At 61.4% G+C, this 16,954-nt stretch carries 16 protein-coding genes; 5 read left to right on the forward strand and 11 right to left on the reverse strand.

The genetic code is table 11. The features are described 5' to 3' along the window. Positions 1 to 10: 10 nt before the first annotated feature. A complete protein-coding gene (locus C8264_RS18465) occupies positions 11 to 1,390 on the reverse strand; it encodes a flagellar hook protein FlgE (RefSeq protein ID WP_108462465.1) in 1,380 nt (459 codons plus the stop codon). A 225-nt stretch (positions 1,391 to 1,615) separates the two neighbouring features. Between C8264_RS18465 and C8264_RS18470 the strand changes: the two genes are divergently transcribed. The 4 genes from C8264_RS18470 (at position 1,616) to C8264_RS18485 (ending at position 6,027) form a co-directional block, all read left to right on the forward strand. Further along, positions 1,616 to 2,482 carry an ATPase gene (locus tag C8264_RS18470; protein WP_108462466.1) on the forward strand — a complete coding sequence of 289 codons (867 nt, stop codon included), beginning with the start codon at positions 1,616 to 1,618 and terminating at the stop codon, positions 2,480 to 2,482. A 68-nt stretch (positions 2,483 to 2,550) separates the two neighbouring features. Continuing rightward, positions 2,551 to 3,471 (forward strand): homoserine O-succinyltransferase, encoded by a 921-nt coding sequence (locus tag C8264_RS18475; RefSeq protein ID WP_108462467.1) that lies wholly within the window; start codon positions 2,551 to 2,553, stop codon positions 3,469 to 3,471. A 97-nt stretch (positions 3,472 to 3,568) separates the two neighbouring features. Then, positions 3,569 to 5,017, forward strand: coding sequence for a YcjX family GTP-binding protein (locus C8264_RS18480; protein WP_108462468.1), 1,449 nt, complete (start codon positions 3,569 to 3,571; stop codon positions 5,015 to 5,017). Then, positions 5,014 to 6,027: a YcjF family protein gene (locus C8264_RS18485; protein ID WP_108462469.1), complete on the forward strand. Its 1,014-nt coding sequence runs from the start codon at positions 5,014 to 5,016 to the stop codon at positions 6,025 to 6,027. Before C8264_RS18480 ends, C8264_RS18485 begins: the two co-directional genes overlap by 4 nt. A gap of 7 nt (positions 6,028 to 6,034) precedes the next feature. Here C8264_RS18485 and C8264_RS18490 read toward each other — a convergent pair whose 3' ends face one another. After that, the gene (locus C8264_RS18490) at positions 6,035 to 6,460 is read right to left on the reverse strand and encodes a winged helix-turn-helix transcriptional regulator (protein ID WP_108462470.1); all 426 of its coding nucleotides are present in this window, start codon (positions 6,458 to 6,460) and stop codon (positions 6,035 to 6,037) included. A 94-nt stretch (positions 6,461 to 6,554) separates the two neighbouring features. Here C8264_RS18490 and C8264_RS18495 point away from each other — a divergent pair, with 94 nt between their 5' ends. Continuing rightward, positions 6,555 to 7,130, forward strand: coding sequence for an NADPH-dependent FMN reductase (locus C8264_RS18495; protein ID WP_108462471.1), 576 nt, complete (start codon positions 6,555 to 6,557; stop codon positions 7,128 to 7,130). A gap of 4 nt (positions 7,131 to 7,134) precedes the next feature. Here the strand turns inward: C8264_RS18495 and C8264_RS18500 are convergent, their stop codons facing one another. The 9 genes from C8264_RS18500 to C8264_RS18540 form a co-directional block, all read right to left on the reverse strand. Continuing rightward, positions 7,135 to 7,455: a 2Fe-2S iron-sulfur cluster-binding protein gene (locus tag C8264_RS18500; protein WP_108462472.1), complete on the reverse strand. Its 321-nt coding sequence runs from the start codon at positions 7,453 to 7,455 to the stop codon at positions 7,135 to 7,137. A 151-nt stretch (positions 7,456 to 7,606) separates the two neighbouring features. Further along, positions 7,607 to 8,632 (reverse strand): NAD(P)/FAD-dependent oxidoreductase, encoded by a 1,026-nt coding sequence (locus tag C8264_RS18505; protein WP_108462473.1) that lies wholly within the window; start codon positions 8,630 to 8,632, stop codon positions 7,607 to 7,609. 145 nt (positions 8,633 to 8,777) lie between these two features. After that, complete coding sequence (locus C8264_RS18510) at positions 8,778 to 10,052, reverse strand: phosphoadenylyl-sulfate reductase (RefSeq protein ID WP_108462474.1); 1,275 nt, start codon at positions 10,050 to 10,052, stop codon at positions 8,778 to 8,780. Continuing rightward, positions 10,039 to 11,697 carry a nitrite/sulfite reductase gene (locus C8264_RS18515; RefSeq protein WP_108462475.1) on the reverse strand — a complete coding sequence of 553 codons (1,659 nt, stop codon included), beginning with the start codon at positions 11,695 to 11,697 and terminating at the stop codon, positions 10,039 to 10,041. The genes C8264_RS18510 and C8264_RS18515 overlap by 14 nt, the downstream gene beginning before the upstream one ends. Then, complete coding sequence (locus C8264_RS18520) at positions 11,684 to 12,007, reverse strand: DUF2849 domain-containing protein (RefSeq protein WP_108462476.1); 324 nt, start codon at positions 12,005 to 12,007, stop codon at positions 11,684 to 11,686. The genes C8264_RS18515 and C8264_RS18520 overlap by 14 nt, the downstream gene beginning before the upstream one ends. A 4-nt stretch (positions 12,008 to 12,011) precedes the next feature. After that, complete coding sequence (cysG, locus tag C8264_RS18525; protein ID WP_108462477.1) at positions 12,012 to 13,412, reverse strand: siroheme synthase CysG; 1,401 nt, start codon at positions 13,410 to 13,412, stop codon at positions 12,012 to 12,014. A 311-nt stretch (positions 13,413 to 13,723) separates the two neighbouring features. Beyond that, positions 13,724 to 14,044, reverse strand: coding sequence for a 2Fe-2S iron-sulfur cluster-binding protein (locus tag C8264_RS18530; RefSeq protein WP_108462478.1), 321 nt, complete (start codon positions 14,042 to 14,044; stop codon positions 13,724 to 13,726). A gap of 95 nt (positions 14,045 to 14,139) precedes the next feature. Next, positions 14,140 to 15,315, reverse strand: a complete 1,176-nt coding sequence (locus C8264_RS18535) for a class I SAM-dependent methyltransferase (protein ID WP_108462479.1) — start codon at positions 15,313 to 15,315, stop codon at positions 14,140 to 14,142. After that, positions 15,312 to 16,913 carry a peptide chain release factor 3 gene (locus C8264_RS18540; protein ID WP_108462480.1) on the reverse strand — a complete coding sequence of 534 codons (1,602 nt, stop codon included), beginning with the start codon at positions 16,911 to 16,913 and terminating at the stop codon, positions 15,312 to 15,314. The genes C8264_RS18535 and C8264_RS18540 overlap by 4 nt, the downstream gene beginning before the upstream one ends. Positions 16,914 to 16,954: the final 41 nt, after the last annotated feature.

Genomic DNA, 16,954 nt, shown 5'->3' on the forward strand with positions numbered 1-16,954 from the left:
ACTGTCCGCCTCAGCGGATCATATTGAGTGCTTCCTGCAGCATCTCGTCGGCCGTGCTGACGATTCGGGTGCCGGCCGAATAGGCCTGCTGCGTCACGATCAGCTTGGTGAATTCGTCCGAAATGTCGGTGTTGGACGCTTCCAGGGCTCCGCCGATGACGCCGGTGCCGGAAAAATCGAGAATCGGCTCACCTGATTCCGAGGTGGACGAGAAAACGCCACCATCGAGACGCTTGAGGCCGTTGATGGCGTTGAAATCGGCCGTGACCAACTGGGCCATGTCGATGCGCTCGCCATTGGAATAGGTCGCGACGACACGACCGCTGTCGTTGATCGCCACCGAGACGAACTCGCCCGCGCCATAGCCGTTCTGGCTCAGCGTCGAAACGTTGGCCGTTCCGTTGACGTCGGCGAACTGGGAGATGCCTTTAGTGCCGTGATTAAGCACCACTTCATCGACAATTATGCCATTAATGCTGAGTGGGCCATCTTCCGTGAGTGAAGTGATGCCCGAGGTGGGCGCTTCCAAAGCGCCATTCGCACCAAAAGTGAAGTCTTGATCCACCTTGATCCACATGTCTTCAGCAACATCAGCGTCACTGTCGGTCATGTAGAACAGATTCCACGTGTCCTTAGTGCCGGCGTCGGCATCGGCGCTTGCAGTCTTTGCCCAACGCATTTGCACGTTGGCTGGGGCACCGTTCGTCGCATAGATGGTTATAGCACCACCAGAAATGGACTTAGAAACGAACTCGTCGCCATCACCGCCCTTGATGGTGTCAATTCCGCCAGTGAAATCTCCGACCTTGAGCAACTCACTTTCATCATCTTCCGCTTTGTAATTCGCGGTCTTCGGCAATTGCGGCAGGTTGGCCTGATAGTTGATCGTGTTGGTCTTCTGCGCTGGCAGGAAGGCGTTCGACAGTTCGATCACCTTGGGCACGGAGCCCGAAATATTGCCCGTGCCCGGATCGATATCGAGACCCTTTAGATAGTAGCCCGCCCCGTTGACCAGGCGACCATCCTTGTCGATCTCGAAATCGCCGCGACGGGTGTAGAAATTAGTGCCGGCAAAGACCGAGTTGCCGTCCGACTGGCCGATCTTCGGCTCGACGACGAAGAACCCGTTGGAATTAAGCGCAACGAAGGTTTCGTTCGAGACGGTCCTGATGTCACCCTTGACATCATTGGTGCCGCGCGACTGGGCGATAACGGCGCCGGGCACCTGGCGCTTCAGCGGCGCATCGGGGATCAGGTCGAGAAAGTCGGTCTCGATGCGCTTGTATCCGGTGGTTTGCGAGTTCGCGATATTACCGGAAATGTTCTCCAGCGCATGGGACTGCGCCCGAAGACCTGTGACCGCAGCGGAAAGCGCGCCGTAGATGCCCATCTGAAACTCCTCAAAGGTGTTGCGCGCCGACGCGCCAATTCGTCTCGATAGGAGCAATTTGGATGCCAACTGATTGGCACCTTGTTTCTGTTGAGGAATTTTCCGCCAGCCATGGATTTTGCGGCGACAATGCGGCAATTGCGTCCGCTCGGGCGGCAGAATTTGCCGGATGCTTGTAGCTTGGCGGAGCTTGCAGTATTGGAAGGCTCAAGACCGGGGCCTCCTATGCTGTTCAAATCCGCCGATGAGTTCGTCAAGTCGCCGCGCCGGGCGGTTACCGTGTTCGGCATGGCCGGCGTCGGCAAGACGCGGCTGTCCAACATGCTGCGCGCGTCGAGCTGGTTTCACTATTCCGCCGATTATCGTATCGGCACGCGCTATATGGGCGAGTTCATCGTCGACAACTTCAAGGCCGAGGCCATGAAGGTGCCGTTCCTGCGCGATTTGTTGCGCTCGGATTCCATCTACATCTCGTCCAACATCACCTTCGACAACCTCGATCCGCTCTCGACCTACCTTGGCACGCCCGGCAACCCCGACAAGGGCGGCCTGCCCTTGGCCGAGTACCAGCGCCGGCAGGAGCAGCATCGCATCGCCGAGATCGCTGCGCTGCAGGACGTTCCCTATTTCGTGGAGCGGGCCAAGGCGCTCTACGGCTATGATGATTTCATTGCCGATACGGGTGGCTCGCTGATCGAGGTGATCGATCCGGCCGACGCCGAAGATCCCGTGGTCAAGACCTTGGCGGCATCGACAGCCCTGCTCTATATCCGCGGCACCGGCAAGGACGCGTCCGAACTGGTCCGGCGCTTCAAGCAGAGCCCCAAGCCGATGTACTACCGGCCGCATTTCCTCGTCGAAAAGTGGGCCGAGTACAAGCTCATCAACGGCATCGTCGAGGATTGCGACGTCGATCCGGCTGGCTTCGGCGCTTGGGGGTTCGAGGCGCTGCTGCACGATCGTCTGCCCCGCTACCAGGCACTGGCCGACAATTTCGGCTATGTAGTGGAAGCATCGGATCTGGCGCTGGTGCGCGATGGCGATGAATTCGTCGACCTGATGGCCGCCGCTATCGAAAAGCGAATGCGATAGCGCGCCTCCCTCCGGAGACGCGCACCGCCTGACACCGCTTTTCGATTTCACTCTACCAAGAGGCTCCAATGCCTATTCGCATTCCCGACAATCTCCCCGCCCGCAAGACGCTTGAGGAAGAGGGCGTCTATGTCATGGATTCCGCCCGCGCGGCCCGGCAGGATATTCGCCCGCTCGAAATCGGCCTGCTCAACCTGATGCCCAACAAGGAGCGCACCGAGACCCAGTTCACACGCCTCATCGGTTCGACGCCGCTGCAGGTGGAACTGACGCTGGTGCGGGTGACCGACCACATCGCCAAGAACACGCCGGAGGATTACCTCAAGACGTTCTACAAGACTTGGGAAGAGGTGCGGAACAAGAGGTTCGACGGCTTCATCGTGACGGGCGCGCCGGTTGCCAACATCCCGTTCGAGGACGTTCGCTATTGGCCGGAAATGCTCGAGATCATGGATTGGACGCAGACCAATGTGCACCACACCATGTTCATCTGCTGGGGCGCGCAGGCAGCGCTGCACCATTTCCACGGCGCGCAGCGTTACCGCATGCCGAACAAGGCCTTCGGCGTGTTCCGCCACAAGGTGACGGCACCAAAATCGCCATTCCTGCGCGGGTTTTCGGACAGCCCGATGATCCCGGTGTCGCGCTACAACGACATCGACCGCACCACTCTGTCGCCTGACCTGGAGGTGATGATCGACAATCCCGAAATCGGGGTCTGCATGCTGGGTGACGAAAAGCACCGGGCGGTGCATTTCCTCAATCATCTGGAATACGACAATCGCTCGCTCGCGGACGAGTACGAGCGTGACGTGAACGCAGGACTGGATACCCCCCTGCCGGCCAATCTGTTCCCCAATGGCGACACCTCGGCCGAACCGGAAAACCGCTGGCGCAGCCATGCCCATCTGCTGTTCCAGAACTGGATCAACGAGATCTATCAGACCACGCCCTATGATCTGAACAAGATCGGAACGAACGAGGGCTGACAGTCGCAGCGGCCGGATGGAGGCGACTTCATTCGGCCGCGCTTGAAAGCACCGCATAATCGCTTAAGTTTGCGGTCCTGAGTTGAGAGAACCGCGCGTGCCCCAGCCCCCTACGACGATCGTGGACGAACTGGGCATTGCCCTGGCCAATCTGGCCGACAACACAACAGGCGCCTTCACGCCGACGCTGCGGTTGGGCGTTACCGGGCTCAGCCGCGCCGGCAAGACCATCTTCATCACGGCGCTGGTGCATAATCTGCTGACCGGGGGCCGTCTGCCCGGGTTCACGCCGCTGGCGGAAGGGCGGTTCATTGGGGCACGGCTCGCGGAATATCCCGACGCCACAATCCCGCGCTTTGCCTATGAGCAGCATCTGGAGGTGCTGACGAGCAAGGTGCCGGTGTGGCCGGAAGGAACGCGGCGCATTTCGCAATTGCGGCTGGTGCTGAAGTATCAGTCCAAGAACTGGTACTCGGGCTTTCGCGGGCCCTCGACGTTGAACCTCGATATCGTCGACTACCCCGGCGAATGGCTGCTCGACCTGCCCTTGCTGGGGCTGAGCTTTGCCGAATGGAGCGCCGAGGCGCTGGAGCGGGCGCGGCAGCCGGGCCATGGCAAGGAGGCCGGGCCGTTTCTCGATCTGCTCGACAGCATCGATCCATCCAAGGAGGCGAACGACCCGGACGCGGAGAGGCTGGCCGCGGCCTTTACCGAATATCTGCGGCGCAGCCGGGAGCATGGCGCGCTCTCGACCTTGCCGCCGGGGCGGTTCCTGTTGCCGGGCGATTTGGAGGGCTCGCCAGCCCTCACATTCGCGCCCCTGCCCCTGATTACAGCGAAGCGCAATGGCACGCTCTATGCTATGCTGGAGCACCGCTACGAGGCCTACAAGGATCGTGTGGTTCGCCCGTTCTTCCGCGATCACTTCGCGCGGCTCGATCGGCAGATCGTGCTGGTGGATACGCTGCGCGCGCTCAATGCCGGCCCCGCTGCCGTCGCTGATCTTGAAACCGCACTGAGCGCCGTGCTGGCCTGCTTCCGGCAGGGTGAAAGCAATCTGCTGCTGCGGCCGTTCACGCGCAAGATCGACCGGATTCTCTTCGCCGCGACCAAGGCGGACCATGTGCATCACACCAGCCACGACCGGCTGGAGGCGATCCTCAACCGGCTGGTTGCCAATGCCAGCAAGCGCGCCCGGTTCGCCGGGGCAGAGACCAAGTCGATTGCGCTCGCCGGCATCAGGGCGACCCGCGAGGGCACGATCAACGAGGGCGGCGAGGTGCTGCCCACCATCATCGGCACCCCCATCGAGGGCGAAGTGCTGGACGGCACGCGCTATGACGGCAAGACCGAAATCGCGTTATTCCCCGGTGACTTGCCGGAACGGCCGGATTCATTGTTCGAAGACGGCACGCCTGTCGCGCTCAACTTCCTGCGCTTTGCGCCGCCGCAAAAGCTGGAGCGCAATGTGGAGGGCGACGTCGTGCTGCCCCATATCCGGTTTGATCGTGCGCTCGACTATCTGGTGGGAGATTGGCTGAAATGAAACGCCCCGTCGCGCACCCGATAGACAGCAGCGAAAACTCCACCGCGATCCGCACGCCGCGTGCTTATGCGCCGGGCAGCGTCGCCGTCACCGAGCCGGTGTTTGATCCCGATATACCGGAGAGCCTCGTCGCCCCGCCACCGCGCCGCCTGGGCTGGATTGGCAAGCTCGCCTGGACTGCTGGCGGCATACTGGTTTCCGCCGGACTGGGCCTCGCCGCAGACCGGCTGATCCGCGACTTGTTTGAAGCCAATCCCTGGCTGGGTTGGCTGGGCCTTGTCGTGCTCGGCATGTTTCTGCTCGCCATCGTGGTGCTTGGCACGCGCGAAGCCTTCGCCTTGCGGCGGCTGAAAGTTCTGGATGCACTAAGGGCCGACGCAGCCCTCGCCACTGCCGAGAATGACCAGCACCGGGCAAAGTCAGTTGTCGACACCCTCACCGGCGTTTATGCGGCCCGGCCCGACCTGGCGCGTGCCCGCCAATCGGTCACGGATAACCTGCCGCATCTGTTCGATGGCCATGAGATCGTTGCTTTAGCCGAGCGCAATCTGATGAGCCCGCTGGACGCCCGCGCCAAGGTGCTCACCGCAGCTTCTGCCCGCCGCGTGGCACTTGTCACCGCCGTCTCCCCGCGGGCCCTCGTCGATGTCGCCTTCGTCATCTACGAAAGCATTCGACTTACCGGGTCCATCGCAGCGCTCTACGGCGCCCGCCCCGGCTTTTTCGGGTTCTGGCGCCTCGCCGGGTCGGTGCTTGCACACCTGGCGGTTACGGGCGGATTGGTCCTGACCGACGGTATCGTCGAACAGCTTGTCGGCCAGGGCATAGCCGCCAAGCTGTCGGCGCGGCTGGGCGAAGGCGTGGTCAATGGCCTGATGACCGTGCGCGTCGGCATTGCCGCGATGCGCGTCGTCCGCCCCATGCCGTTCGAAACCCAGCCCCAGCCGCTCGTCCGCGACTTCATACCCGAACTCACCAAGCTGGTCGGCGACACGGCCCGGCAATCCTAGCTACTCGTTATTCCGCGGCCTGCAGCTGTGGAACATAGTGAAGCCCCTTGTACTGTTTCGCCGCCTGCGGGTTTTCAGCCAGATACTGCCGCCGCGCATCCAGCACCTTGGGGCGATTGTCGATAGCCCACTGCCCCAGCACCTTGAGAGGCCGCTGCAGGTCGCGTCCAAGATCGGTGAGTTCGTAGTCGACGCGCGGCGGAATGGAGGGCGTCACGGTTCGCGTGATGAAGCCGTCCATTTCCAGCTCGCGCAAGGTCGAGGTCAACACCTTCTGGCTGATCCCGCCCACCATGCGCTTGAGTTCGGAAAACCGCATCGGACCGTCGCTGAGCGTATTGATGATCAACACCGTCCACTTACCGCCGATCTGGTGCAGGATCTCCCCCACCGGCCGGCAATCATGGTCCATGGGATGAATAGACGGTTTCATTTTAGTGCCTCTCGTATGGACAAAGTGCCGCCTTGCGACACCGAACAAGGTTCTTCATATAGCGTCAGTTACCAACATATACCATGGAACTGAGATGAAAAATATCGCCGTTATGGTGGGAAGCCAAAGCCCTACTTCGGTTAACCGGAAGCTCGCCAGAACGCTGGAAAAGCTAGCCCAAGGCAAGTTGCGGTTCCACTATCTGGATATCGCCAGCCTTCCCCACTACGACAACGATCTGTGGTCCAACCCGCCGCAGTCGGTCACCACTCTCAAGCATACGGTTGAAGCTGCCGACGGCGTGCTGATCGCCATGCCGGAATACAATCGCTCGTTCCCCGGCGTGATCAAGAACGCGCTCGATTGGGCATCGCGTCCCTTTGGCCAGAGTTCGTGGATGGACAAGCCGGCCGCACTGATCGGCGCGACACCGGGCACAACCGGAACAGCGGCAGGCCAGGGGCATCTGCGCTCAGTGCTGCCCGTCTATGGCTTTGTCGTGATGGGTCAGCCCGAAGTGTATTTCAACATGCGCCCAGGGCTGATTACCGACGAACTGGAGATTACGGACGAGACCACGGCCGCCTTCCTCAATGGCTGGGTAGACAGGTTTAGCGCCTGGGTCGAGCGGCATGGCACGGTGGCGGAAACCGCCATCGCAGCCGAGTAAGCCGCTATTCCTTGGCGGCGCTGGCCGCCAGGGTCACCTTGAGGCCATCGAGCGCATCGCTCATCAGTATCTGGCAGGACAAGCGCGAATTGGAGCGGACATCGCCGACGCTGTCGAGCATGTCCTCCTCCTCGTCGCTGGGGGCGCCCACAGCATCCATCCAGGCAGCATCGACATAAACATGGCAGGTGGCGCAACTAAGCGCGCCGCCGCACTCTGCCTTGATATTGAGACCCCAGTCGCGGATGACTTCCATCACGCGCCAGCCCTCAAGCCCTTCAAGCTCGTGGTTTTCGCCGGCCTGATCGGTGACGTGGATAATCATGGGCACCCTGCCTCATTGGTACCACCGCGTCATTCCCGCGAAAGCGGGAATCTCCCTTGCAGCGGTAAGTTGGATTCCCGCTTCGCGGGAATGACGCCGTGTTTTATGGACGCCAACGCTCGCCCGCAAGGGGCGAAGTTACGGCAATCGGTTACGCCACACCCAGCTTCTTCTGCAGCTTGGTGGAACTGGTGGTGTACTGGAACACGACCCGCTCGCCCGGCGAGGCGATCGCCTTGGCCGCCTGCGCCATCAGCGCAGCTTCATGGAAGCCGGACAGGATCAGCTTGAGCTTGCCGGGATAATAATTGATGTCGCCGATGGCAAAGATGCCGGGCACGGAGGTCTCGAACTTCTCGGTATCGACCACGATGGTGTTGTCGTTGAGCTCAAGGCCCCAATCGGCCACCGGGCCCAGTTTCATCGTCAGCCCGAAGAACGGCAACAGGCGTGTCGCGGGGATCGAGAGATCGCCCGCTTCCGTTGTCAGATGCACATGGTTGATCTGGCCATCGGTACCGTCGAGCTTGGCAATCTGGCCGAGCTGAAAGTTGACCTTACCTTCCGCCACCAACTCCTTCATCTTGTTGACCGAAGCCGGTGCGGCCTTGAAGGCATCGCGCCGGTGCACCAGCGTCAGCGTGCGCACGATGGGCTGCAGGTTCAGCGTCCAATCGAGAGCAGAATCGCCGCCCCCGACGATCACGACGTCCTGGCCGCGGAAATCGTCCATCTTGCGGACGGCATAGAACACCGACTTGTTCTCAAACTGCTCGATCTCAGGCACCGGGGGGCGCTTGGGCTGGAACGAACCGCCGCCCGCCGCGATCACCACAACCTTGGTGTGGAAGATTTCGTCGGCGTCGGTCGCGAGCTTGAACGAGCCGTCTTCCTGCTTCTCGATGGAATTGACCATGCGATTGAAGTGGAACTCGGGCGCAAACGGCGCGATCTGCGCCATCAGATTGTCGGTCAGCTGCTGGCCGGTGACAACGGGAAAGCCCGGAATGTCATAGATGGGCTTTTCCGGATAAAGCTCGGCGCACTGCCCGCCGGGACGATCCAGGATATCGATGAAGTGGCATTTGAGATCGAGCAGACCGAGTTCGAAGGCCGCGAACAGCCCACAGGGGCCCGCGCCGATCACAACAACGTCGGTGGTGATTTCAGTGCTCATCTATGATCTCGAAGTCCGTTCCGACCGGGGTTTGCTTCGCCCCGGTGTCATTCCCGCGGCAGCGGGAATTCTGTTTCAGCAAACGAGGGTACCCGCTTTCGCGGGAATGCCCTGTGGTTAAGTTGATAAACGTGATCCGCTTACCCTAGGAAGCGCGCCGAAGGAAGGGGCGTGTGCCAACTGGAACTTCCGTGGCGCCCACCGGCTGGTAGAACAGGGCCACTTCGGGCAACCGATCTTCGATCAGCGCTTCCCGCGTCGGCTCATGCGTCACGACGAACGCATTGATGCCGCAGCGCCGCATCAGCGGAATCTGATCCTGCAGAACGTCACCGATGGCTCTGATCTCGTTAGCATAATGATAACGTTGAGTTAGCAAACGAGCACTCGAATAGCCGCGGCCGTCGCTGAAGGCCGGGAACTTGATGGCGACCGATGCAAAGCGGCCGAGATCGGCCTCGACATCCTCGATGCGCTCGCCCGGAGAAACAAGCAGCCCAAGCGGATGCGGGTTGGCCAGGAACGCCTCGCGATTGGCGAGAAACACGCTGAGCGGCACATGCGTATAGCTGGCCGTCGCCGGATCGCTCGTCTCGCTCCAGTCATGGAACGGGTCCGCGATAAAGGCTCCGTCCTTCCAGAGTGTGTGCTTGGCTGCCGCTGTCACGGGCTTGGCGATCGCCCCGTTGAAATCGAAATGAATGCCGCATTCCTTCTTGTTGAGGCCGCGCCAGCGCCCAGCCCGCGGGTCCTCGCCCTCGGCAACCACCGAAGTGCAGGGCGCGCAGCCGATCGACTTGTAACCCTTGGCAAACAACGGGTGCTCTGGCAAGCCGTGCTCGATCTTGTATTTGTTGACGTCCGCGTCACTGAAATAGGCCAGTGGGTTGACCTTGATACGATCATCGCTGGTCAATTCGAAATGCGGCAGCACGCCGCGCTCCACGGTCTGGAAGCGCTTCCGGCCCGTGACCCAGCCGCCATACTGCTCGGTGATCGGCTCAAGCGGCTCGGTCTTGCGGATATGGCAGCAACTGTCCGGGTCGGTTTCCCATAGCGTGCCGGCGGGATCGAAACGCTGCACATCCGCTTGGTCGGGATGAATGGCGTGGATGTTGATGAGGCCCAGATGCTTTTTCAGCGTCTCGACATAGGCCAGCGTCTCGGCGAAATGCTTGCCGGTTTCGAGGAAATAAACCGGCATGGACGGATCGACCTGCGCGACCAGATGCAACAGCACGGCCGAGTCGGCACCGAAGGACGACACGATCGCCAGATCGCCGGGCAGCACATCGCTGGTGGCATAGCGCAGCACACCCACGGCATCCATCTCGTCGAACATGCCATTGAGCGCCAGGATACCCAGCGCGCGCAGCTTGTCATGCGCCGGCTGCACGGTCACGAGTTTAGGCATTCCCATAAAGGGCCTCCTTGAAGGGCGCTTCGCCCAGGCGGCGATAGGCCTGGATGAAGGTTTCGTCGGCGCTCTCGCGCTTGGCGATATAGGTATCGACCAGCGTCTCGATGGCGCCGGGCACGTTTTCGGCTTCGAAGCCGGGGCCGATGATCTTGCCCACCGATGCCTGTTCGGTGGCGTCACCACCAAGCGTGATCTGATAGAGCTCGCCACCCTTCTTCTCGACGCCCAGAATGCCGATATGGCCTACATGGTGGTGGCCGCAGGCATTGATGCAACCCGAAATCTTGATTTTGAGATCGCCGATTTCTGCCTGCCGCTTGGGCTCGGCGAAAGTGCGGGAGATCTCCTGCGCGATGGGGATCGAGCGGGCATTGGCCAGGGCGCAGAAGTCGAGGCCCGGGCAGCAGATCATGTCGGTGATCAGCCCCGTATTGCCCTCGGCGAGCCCTGAACCTACCAGCGCGTCATAGACGGCACGCAGATCGGCGACCGCCACATGCGGCAGCACCAGGTTCTGCTCGTGGGTGACACGCAGTTCGTCGAAGGAATAGCGCTCCGCCAGATCGGCAACCACGTCCATCTGCGTGTCGGTTGCGTCACCTGGTGCTCCGCCGACCGGCTTGAGCGAAATGGTCACGGACGCGTAGCCGGGTTCACGGTGCGAATTGATGTTGTTGTCGAGCCAGCGGCCATAGGCCGGATCGATGATGGATTCGTACGCCACGTCGATCCTGGTCGCCGGTTGCGCCTTGAACTGCGGCGGCGCGAAATAGGTGGTGATCCGGTCCACTTCCTCGGCGGGCAGCGTCAGCACGCCACCGCGCACTTCGGCGAACTCGGCCTCGACCTGCCCCTTGATGGTTTCCAGGCCCTCCTCGTGCACCAGGATCTTGATGCGCGCCTTGAACTTGTTGTCCCGCCGGCCATAGCGGTTGTACACGCGCATGATGGACTCGAGATACGCCAGCAGGTGCTCATTGGGCACGAAACTGTTGATCATCTTGCCGATCATCGGCGTGCGGCCGAGACCACCGCCCACCCACACTTCCCAGCCGATATCGCCCGCGGCGTTTGTCGCCGCCTGCAGGCCGATATCGTGGAAGCGGATAGCGGCGCGGTCGTTGGGCGAGCCGCTCATCGCAATCTTGAACTTGCGGGGCAGATAGCTGAACTCGGGATGCAGGCTCGACCATTGCCGGATGATCTCGGCCACCGGCCGGGGGTCGATGATCTCGTCAGCGGCCGCCCCCGCAAACTGGTCGGTCGTCGTATTGCGAATGCAATTGCCCGAGGTCTGGATCGAGTGCATTTCCACCGACCCGAGTTCGCGCAGAATTGCGGGCACGTCTTTGAGCTTGGGCCAGTTGAACTGGATATTCTGGCGCGTCGTGAAGTGGCCGTAGCCCCTATCATAAGTGCGCGCTATGTGCGCCAGCTTGCGCATCTGCCGGGAGGACAATGTGCCGTAAGGCACTGCAATCCTGAGCATATAGGCATGCAGCTGCAGGTAGAGCCCGTTCATCAGCCGGAGCGGGCGGAACTGGTCTTCGCTCAGTTCACCCGAAATGCGGCGGTTGATCTGGTCGGTAAACTGCGCGGTGCGGCCCGATACGAAGGCCGCGTCGAATTCGTCATATCGATACATGACCGTCCTCGCTTAGGTGCTGGCGGTCGTAGATCGCGCCGTTCAGTGTCAATGGTGCGGTGGGGCCCGCCGCCCTTATGCGTTCGCGCAGGCGCTTGGGGGTGATGCCCCCCGCCTCGGATAGGACTTCCTCGATCTCGATGCCCACGATGCGGCCAGTCGCCTTGCTCGCGGCTATCGCGGCATCCCGGTCGGCGACCTCTTCCTTGCCAAAGATGCGGGCGGCCTGCAGGTCCGGGACCCAAGCCCCTGATGTGCTGAGGTAAACCGTCGCCCCCGAGATCAGCTCGTTGCCTGTGAGAATTTCCATGTCGCTATGCTACCTTGAAGCTTCGCGCGGCAAGCTGGGCGCCGTTCGCCCAATCACCAGCCGCAACTGCTTCGCCTACGAAAATAATGGCGGGACCGTCTGCGAACGTCACATCGCTCTCGATCAGTGACTGCAGATTGCCCGAATATGTCTTCATGTCAGGCCGCCCGGCATTGACCACAATGCCCACTGGCATCGTCGCACTGGCGCCATGCGCCACAAGGCGCGCTGCGACGTCGGAGGCAATGGATTTGCCCATATAGAGCGCCAGCGTCAGCCCGGACTGCGCCAAGGCCGACCAATGGGTCAGGTCGGCGTCGTCGGCACCATGCGCGGTGGCCGTGACGAAGCCGCTCGACACTTTGCGCAGGGTCAGGGGCGTCGCGGTGTCGGCAGCAGCCGCCAGCGCCGCGCTGACACCGGGAATGATGGAATAAACGATGCCGGCCTGGCGCAGCGCGGCGATCTCCTCGCCGGCACGACCGAACACCATCGGGTCGCCGGATTTGAGCCGGGCAACGCGCTTGCCTTCCCTGGCGAGGCGCACGAGCAGGGTGTTGATCTGCGCCTGGCTGAAGCTGTGATGCCCCTTGGCCTTGCCCACATCGATGCGTTCGGCGTCGCGCCGGCCCATATCGACGACCACGCCGGGAACCAGCTGATCGTGAACGATGACATCGGCTTCCTGCAGCAGGCGCTGAGCGCGCAGCGTCAGCAGGTCTTCCGAACCGGGACCGGCGCCGATCAGCCACACGGCGCCCTGCCCGGAGCCTTCACTGACGTGGCGCTCGAGCAGCGCTTCTGCTTCCGACTGTCCGGCAATCGCGCTGATCGCGACAGCGGCTTCGACCCTTGGCGAGGTAACCAGCGCTTCATAGAAACGACGACGGGCGGGACCATCCTGAATCAGATGCTCAACGCGCTGGCGTAAACCACCGGCAAGTCCGGCAATTTTGCCGAAGCCCGGTGACAGCATCGCCTCGATCCGGGCACGCACCAGGCGGGCAAGCACCGGGGCAGTGCCCTCGCTCGAAATGGCGATGGTCAGCGGCGCGCGTTCGACAATGGATGGCGTATAGAAATCGCACTCGGGCGGCACGTCAACGACATTGAGCGGAATGCCCCGGCTGCGGGCCTCATTCTTGGCAAGCTCCGCATCGGCGCCTTCTTCGGCAACAAACACCAGTGCGGCATTGTCGAGATCGGCGGGGCGGAAGGCGCGCTGGATGACTTCGACTTCGAAGCCGCTGAAATCGGCTTCGATCTGGCGGGAGATAATCACGACCTGCGCAGTAGTCTTAGTGACCAACCGGGCTTTGTTGAGGGCTTCATCTCCACCGCCGATGATGACGATGCGTTTGCCCTGTACTTTGTAGCTCAACGGAAATGTGTTGAGAGCGCCCATCTTGATCCCATTGCGAGTAGCGGAAAAATACGCAGATTGGGCAAGTCTAACAAGGCTTTGAAATTCAATAGCTTTTATATTTCCCTGCGCAGGGGCCGCTTGGAAAGCTGGAAGCGTTCCGGGCTGGAAGCCGCTAAATGAATCTTAGCAGCAAGGCTGCGGAGAAAATTTTGCTTTGGATTGTACACCATAGTTAGGGCCAGACCTCGTGGTTCGACAAGCTCACCATGAGGTCCGTTCGGGATGTAGCGATCTGAACGAATAGTTCAGAGGACCTCATCCTGAGCCTGTCGAAGGACGAGGTCGTGCCCCTAGCCCTGCCGGCTGGGCACATGCACCACCAGCCCATCCAGATCGTCCTTAACCTTGATCTGGCAGCTAAGGCGGCTCGAGGCTTTTACATCGAAGGCGAAATCGAGCATGTCCTCTTCCATCATCGACGGACCACCGACGGTTTCCGTCCAGGCATCATCCACGTAAACATGGCAGGTCGCGCAGGTGCAGGCGCCACCGCACTCCGCAATGATGCCGGGCACGCCATTCATGATGGCAGTTTCCATAACGGTTGCGCCGTTCTGGGCTTCCGTCTCGATGCGTTCGCCGTCCTGCTGGACGAAAGTGATCTTGGTCATGAGGTCCCAGAGAGCTTGCTGATTGGGTGGGATATAGGGCGAGTAGCCCGTTGCGGCAACTGAGCTGCCCTCATACCGCGTGGGTGGGGTGAGCGCTAAAGCCCCAGCAACCCTTCAAGATAATGCCGCTCGATACCAAACATCGCCTTGGTCTCCGCGATCTGCCGCAGAATAGCCTCCCGGTCGCGCCCTGCCCGGCCGTCCTTTTCAGCGACGATCAAATTGTTCTTCGGAGTATGTGCGTCCGAGACGAATTCGAACACCTTGGTGCGGTAGCCATTGAGCTCCAGCAGCAGCGCGCGAAGAGCATCGGTGACCATCTCGGCCTGGCGCTCGAGGAAGATACCGTGGCGCAGCAGCACGTCGAGCTTGCCTTCAGGCTTGCCGGCCTCGATCTGGCGGCGGATCTGCTTGTGGCAGCAAGGCGCGACGGCAATCAGCGATGCACCGGCCGCAATGCCTTTATAGATGGCGTCGTCGGTGGCCGTATCGCAGGCATGGAGCGCAATGACGGCATCCGCGCCGCTGGCGTCATAGTCGAGGATCGTGCCCGGCTGAAAGCTGAGGCCGGAAAAACCGGAGGCTGCCGCCGTGGCATTGCCGTCTTTGACCAGCCCCTCGCGCATTTCGACGCCGACGATCTCGACCGGCCGCTGCGCCACATTGGCGAGGTAATCATACAGCGCGAAATCGAGATAACCCTTGCCCGCGCCCATATCCACGATACGCGGTTGCTCGGCCGTGATCGCTTGAATCAAAGGCGCAAAGATTTCCACCATCTTGTTGATCTGGCGGAACTTATCCTGCGCGTCATTGCGCACCGCGCCGTCCTTGCCGGTGATGCCGAGGGCATGCAGATAAGGCTTGTCGGTCTGGGTCAGCGGGCGGTTCTTGGCGCGGTTATGCTCCGTGGAGACGGCAGCCCGGCCCTCAACCTCAGTGCGCTTGATCCGCACCTTGTCGCCATTGCGCTCAAAGCTCATGTCGAATTCGGTGGTGGCGAGCTGCGCGCTGCGGAACTCATCCTTGAGGGCGGTGCGCAGATTGCCCATGGCCTCGGGCTGGATCTGATTCTTGATGATGTCGCGCGTCTTGTAGTGGAAGGTGAAGCTGAACTTCTCCACGCCCTTGGCGACGATCTTCTTGACGTCGACCGACTTCAGATCCGGCTCGCCCCCGTGGTAGCCGCCGAGCTTGAGCTTGATCAGCGTGCTGCCGGCAAAGGCCGACTTCACGGCGGAGAGGAACTCCTCGATGCGCTCGGTGCTCAATGCCGTTCCTTCGTCGTCAGGAACCGGATTTTCGGGAAATCCTGCTTGGCACGATCAGCCCACCAGGCATTCTGCGCCAGGAATACCGGCGCCCCGGTGCGATCCTCGGCGATGTTCATCTTCTGGGCAGCGATGAAGCGCTCAAGCTCCTTTGGATCGTCGCTCTCGATCCACCGCGCAACCTCATAGTTGAGGCTCTCAAAGGTGATCGGCACGCCATATTCCTTGGCAACGCGCGACGACAGCACTTCCAGCTGCAGCTGACCGACGACGCCCACGATCCAGTCCGCGCCGACCATGCGGCGGAACACCTGGGTAACGCCTTCTTCCGACAGGTCCGACAGCGCCTTCGCCATCTGCTTGGTCTTCATGTGATCGGTGAGGCGTACGCGGCGGATGATTTCGGGCGCAAAGTTCGGAATGCCGGTGACGTTGATCGCAGCGCCTTCGGTCAGTGTATCGCCAACCGACAGCGTGCCGTGATTGGGAATACCCACGATATCGCCCGCCACCGCCTGCTCCGCCAATTCGCGGTCATTGCCGAAAAAGAACATCGGATTGGAAACGGCCATGTCCTTGCCCGAGCGAACATTCTTGAGCCGCATGCCGCGGGTGAAGGTGCCCGAGCAGAGTCGCACAAAGGCGATGCGGTCGCGGTGGTTGGCGTCCATGTTCGCCTGCACCTTGAACACGAACCCGGTGACCTTCTTGTCGGCCGGCTCGATCGGTGCCGGGATAGCCGGCTGCGGGCGCGGCTCGGGGCCCCATTCGCCCAGCGTACGCAGCAGTTCGGCAACGCCGATCCCCTTGAGGGCCGAACCGAACAGTACCGGGCTCAGATGCCCAGCATGAAATGTGTCCAGATCGAACGGCGGCAGCATGGCCGTGGCCATTTCCAGCGTTTCCAAAGCCGTCATGAACACCGGATCATCGACCAGCGCTTCATTGTCGAGCAAATCCTCGATCTGCTCGTATTCGGCAATCGGCTTGCCCTGGGGGCTGAGCACGCGTTTTTCCAGCAGGTCGAGATAGCCATGAAAATCCACGCCCTGCCCGATCGGCCACAGGACGGGCGTAAGGTCGAGCGCCAGCTTGCCCTGGATTTCGTCGATCAGGTCGAGCGGCGACAGGCCTTCGCGGTCGATCTTGTTGATGAAGGTAATGATGGGGATATCGCGCAGGCGGCAGACTTCGAAGAGCTTCAGCGTCTGCGCCTCGATGCCCTTGGCAGCGTCGATCACCATGATGGCCGCGTCCACGGCGGTCAGGGTGCGATAGGTATCCTCGGAAAAGTCCGAGTGGCCGGGCGTATCGAGCAGGTTCAGCGTCAGCCCGTCATAGTCGAACGTCATCACCGATGAGGTGATCGAAATGCCGCGCTGCTGCTCCATCTCCATCCAGTCCGAACGGGTGGAGCGCACGCCGGACTTGCCGCGCACGGCGCCGGCTGACTGGATCGCGCCGGCAGCCGCCAGCAAGCGTTCCGTCAGCGTCGTCTTGCCCGCGTCCGGGTGCGAAATGATCGCAAAAGTCCGGCGGGTGCGGAACGGTTCGGCGGAAGGCCGCGGCGCGGCCACGGCGGCAGTGGAAAGGGACATCGGATCTGCTGAATGTTTGAGGGCGCAAAAAGGCGCACGCG

The sequence above is a fragment of the Devosia naphthalenivorans genome (genome assembly GCF_003056355.1).
Taxonomy (GTDB): Bacteria; Pseudomonadota; Alphaproteobacteria; order Rhizobiales; family Devosiaceae; genus Devosia; species Devosia naphthalenivorans.

Excerpts from the sequence above, each read along its gene's own strand:
- C8264_RS18465 (WP_108462465.1), bottom strand. The coding sequence starts at position 1,390 with ATGGGCATCTACGGCGCGCTTTCCGCTGCGGTCACAGGTCTTCGGGCG.
- C8264_RS18470 (WP_108462466.1), top strand. The coding sequence starts at position 1,616 with ATGCTGTTCAAATCCGCCGATGAGTTCGTCAAGTCGCCGCGCCGGGCG.
- C8264_RS18475 (WP_108462467.1), top strand. The coding sequence starts at position 2,551 with ATGCCTATTCGCATTCCCGACAATCTCCCCGCCCGCAAGACGCTTGAG.
- C8264_RS18485 (WP_108462469.1), top strand. The coding sequence starts at position 5,014 with ATGAAACGCCCCGTCGCGCACCCGATAGACAGCAGCGAAAACTCCACC.
- C8264_RS18490 (WP_108462470.1), bottom strand. The coding sequence starts at position 6,460 with ATGAAACCGTCTATTCATCCCATGGACCATGATTGCCGGCCGGTGGGG.
- C8264_RS18495 (WP_108462471.1), top strand. The coding sequence starts at position 6,555 with ATGAAAAATATCGCCGTTATGGTGGGAAGCCAAAGCCCTACTTCGGTT.
- C8264_RS18500 (WP_108462472.1), bottom strand. The coding sequence starts at position 7,455 with ATGATTATCCACGTCACCGATCAGGCCGGCGAAAACCACGAGCTTGAA.
- C8264_RS18505 (WP_108462473.1), bottom strand. The coding sequence starts at position 8,632 with ATGAGCACTGAAATCACCACCGACGTTGTTGTGATCGGCGCGGGCCCC.
- C8264_RS18510 (WP_108462474.1), bottom strand. The coding sequence starts at position 10,052 with ATGGGAATGCCTAAACTCGTGACCGTGCAGCCGGCGCATGACAAGCTG.
- C8264_RS18515 (WP_108462475.1), bottom strand. The coding sequence starts at position 11,697 with ATGTATCGATATGACGAATTCGACGCGGCCTTCGTATCGGGCCGCACC.
- C8264_RS18520 (WP_108462476.1), bottom strand. The coding sequence starts at position 12,007 with ATGGAAATTCTCACAGGCAACGAGCTGATCTCGGGGGCGACGGTTTAC.
- cysG (WP_108462477.1), bottom strand. The coding sequence starts at position 13,412 with ATGGGCGCTCTCAACACATTTCCGTTGAGCTACAAAGTACAGGGCAAA.
- C8264_RS18530 (WP_108462478.1), bottom strand. The coding sequence starts at position 14,044 with ATGACCAAGATCACTTTCGTCCAGCAGGACGGCGAACGCATCGAGACG.
- C8264_RS18540 (WP_108462480.1), bottom strand. The coding sequence starts at position 16,913 with ATGTCCCTTTCCACTGCCGCCGTGGCCGCGCCGCGGCCTTCCGCCGAA.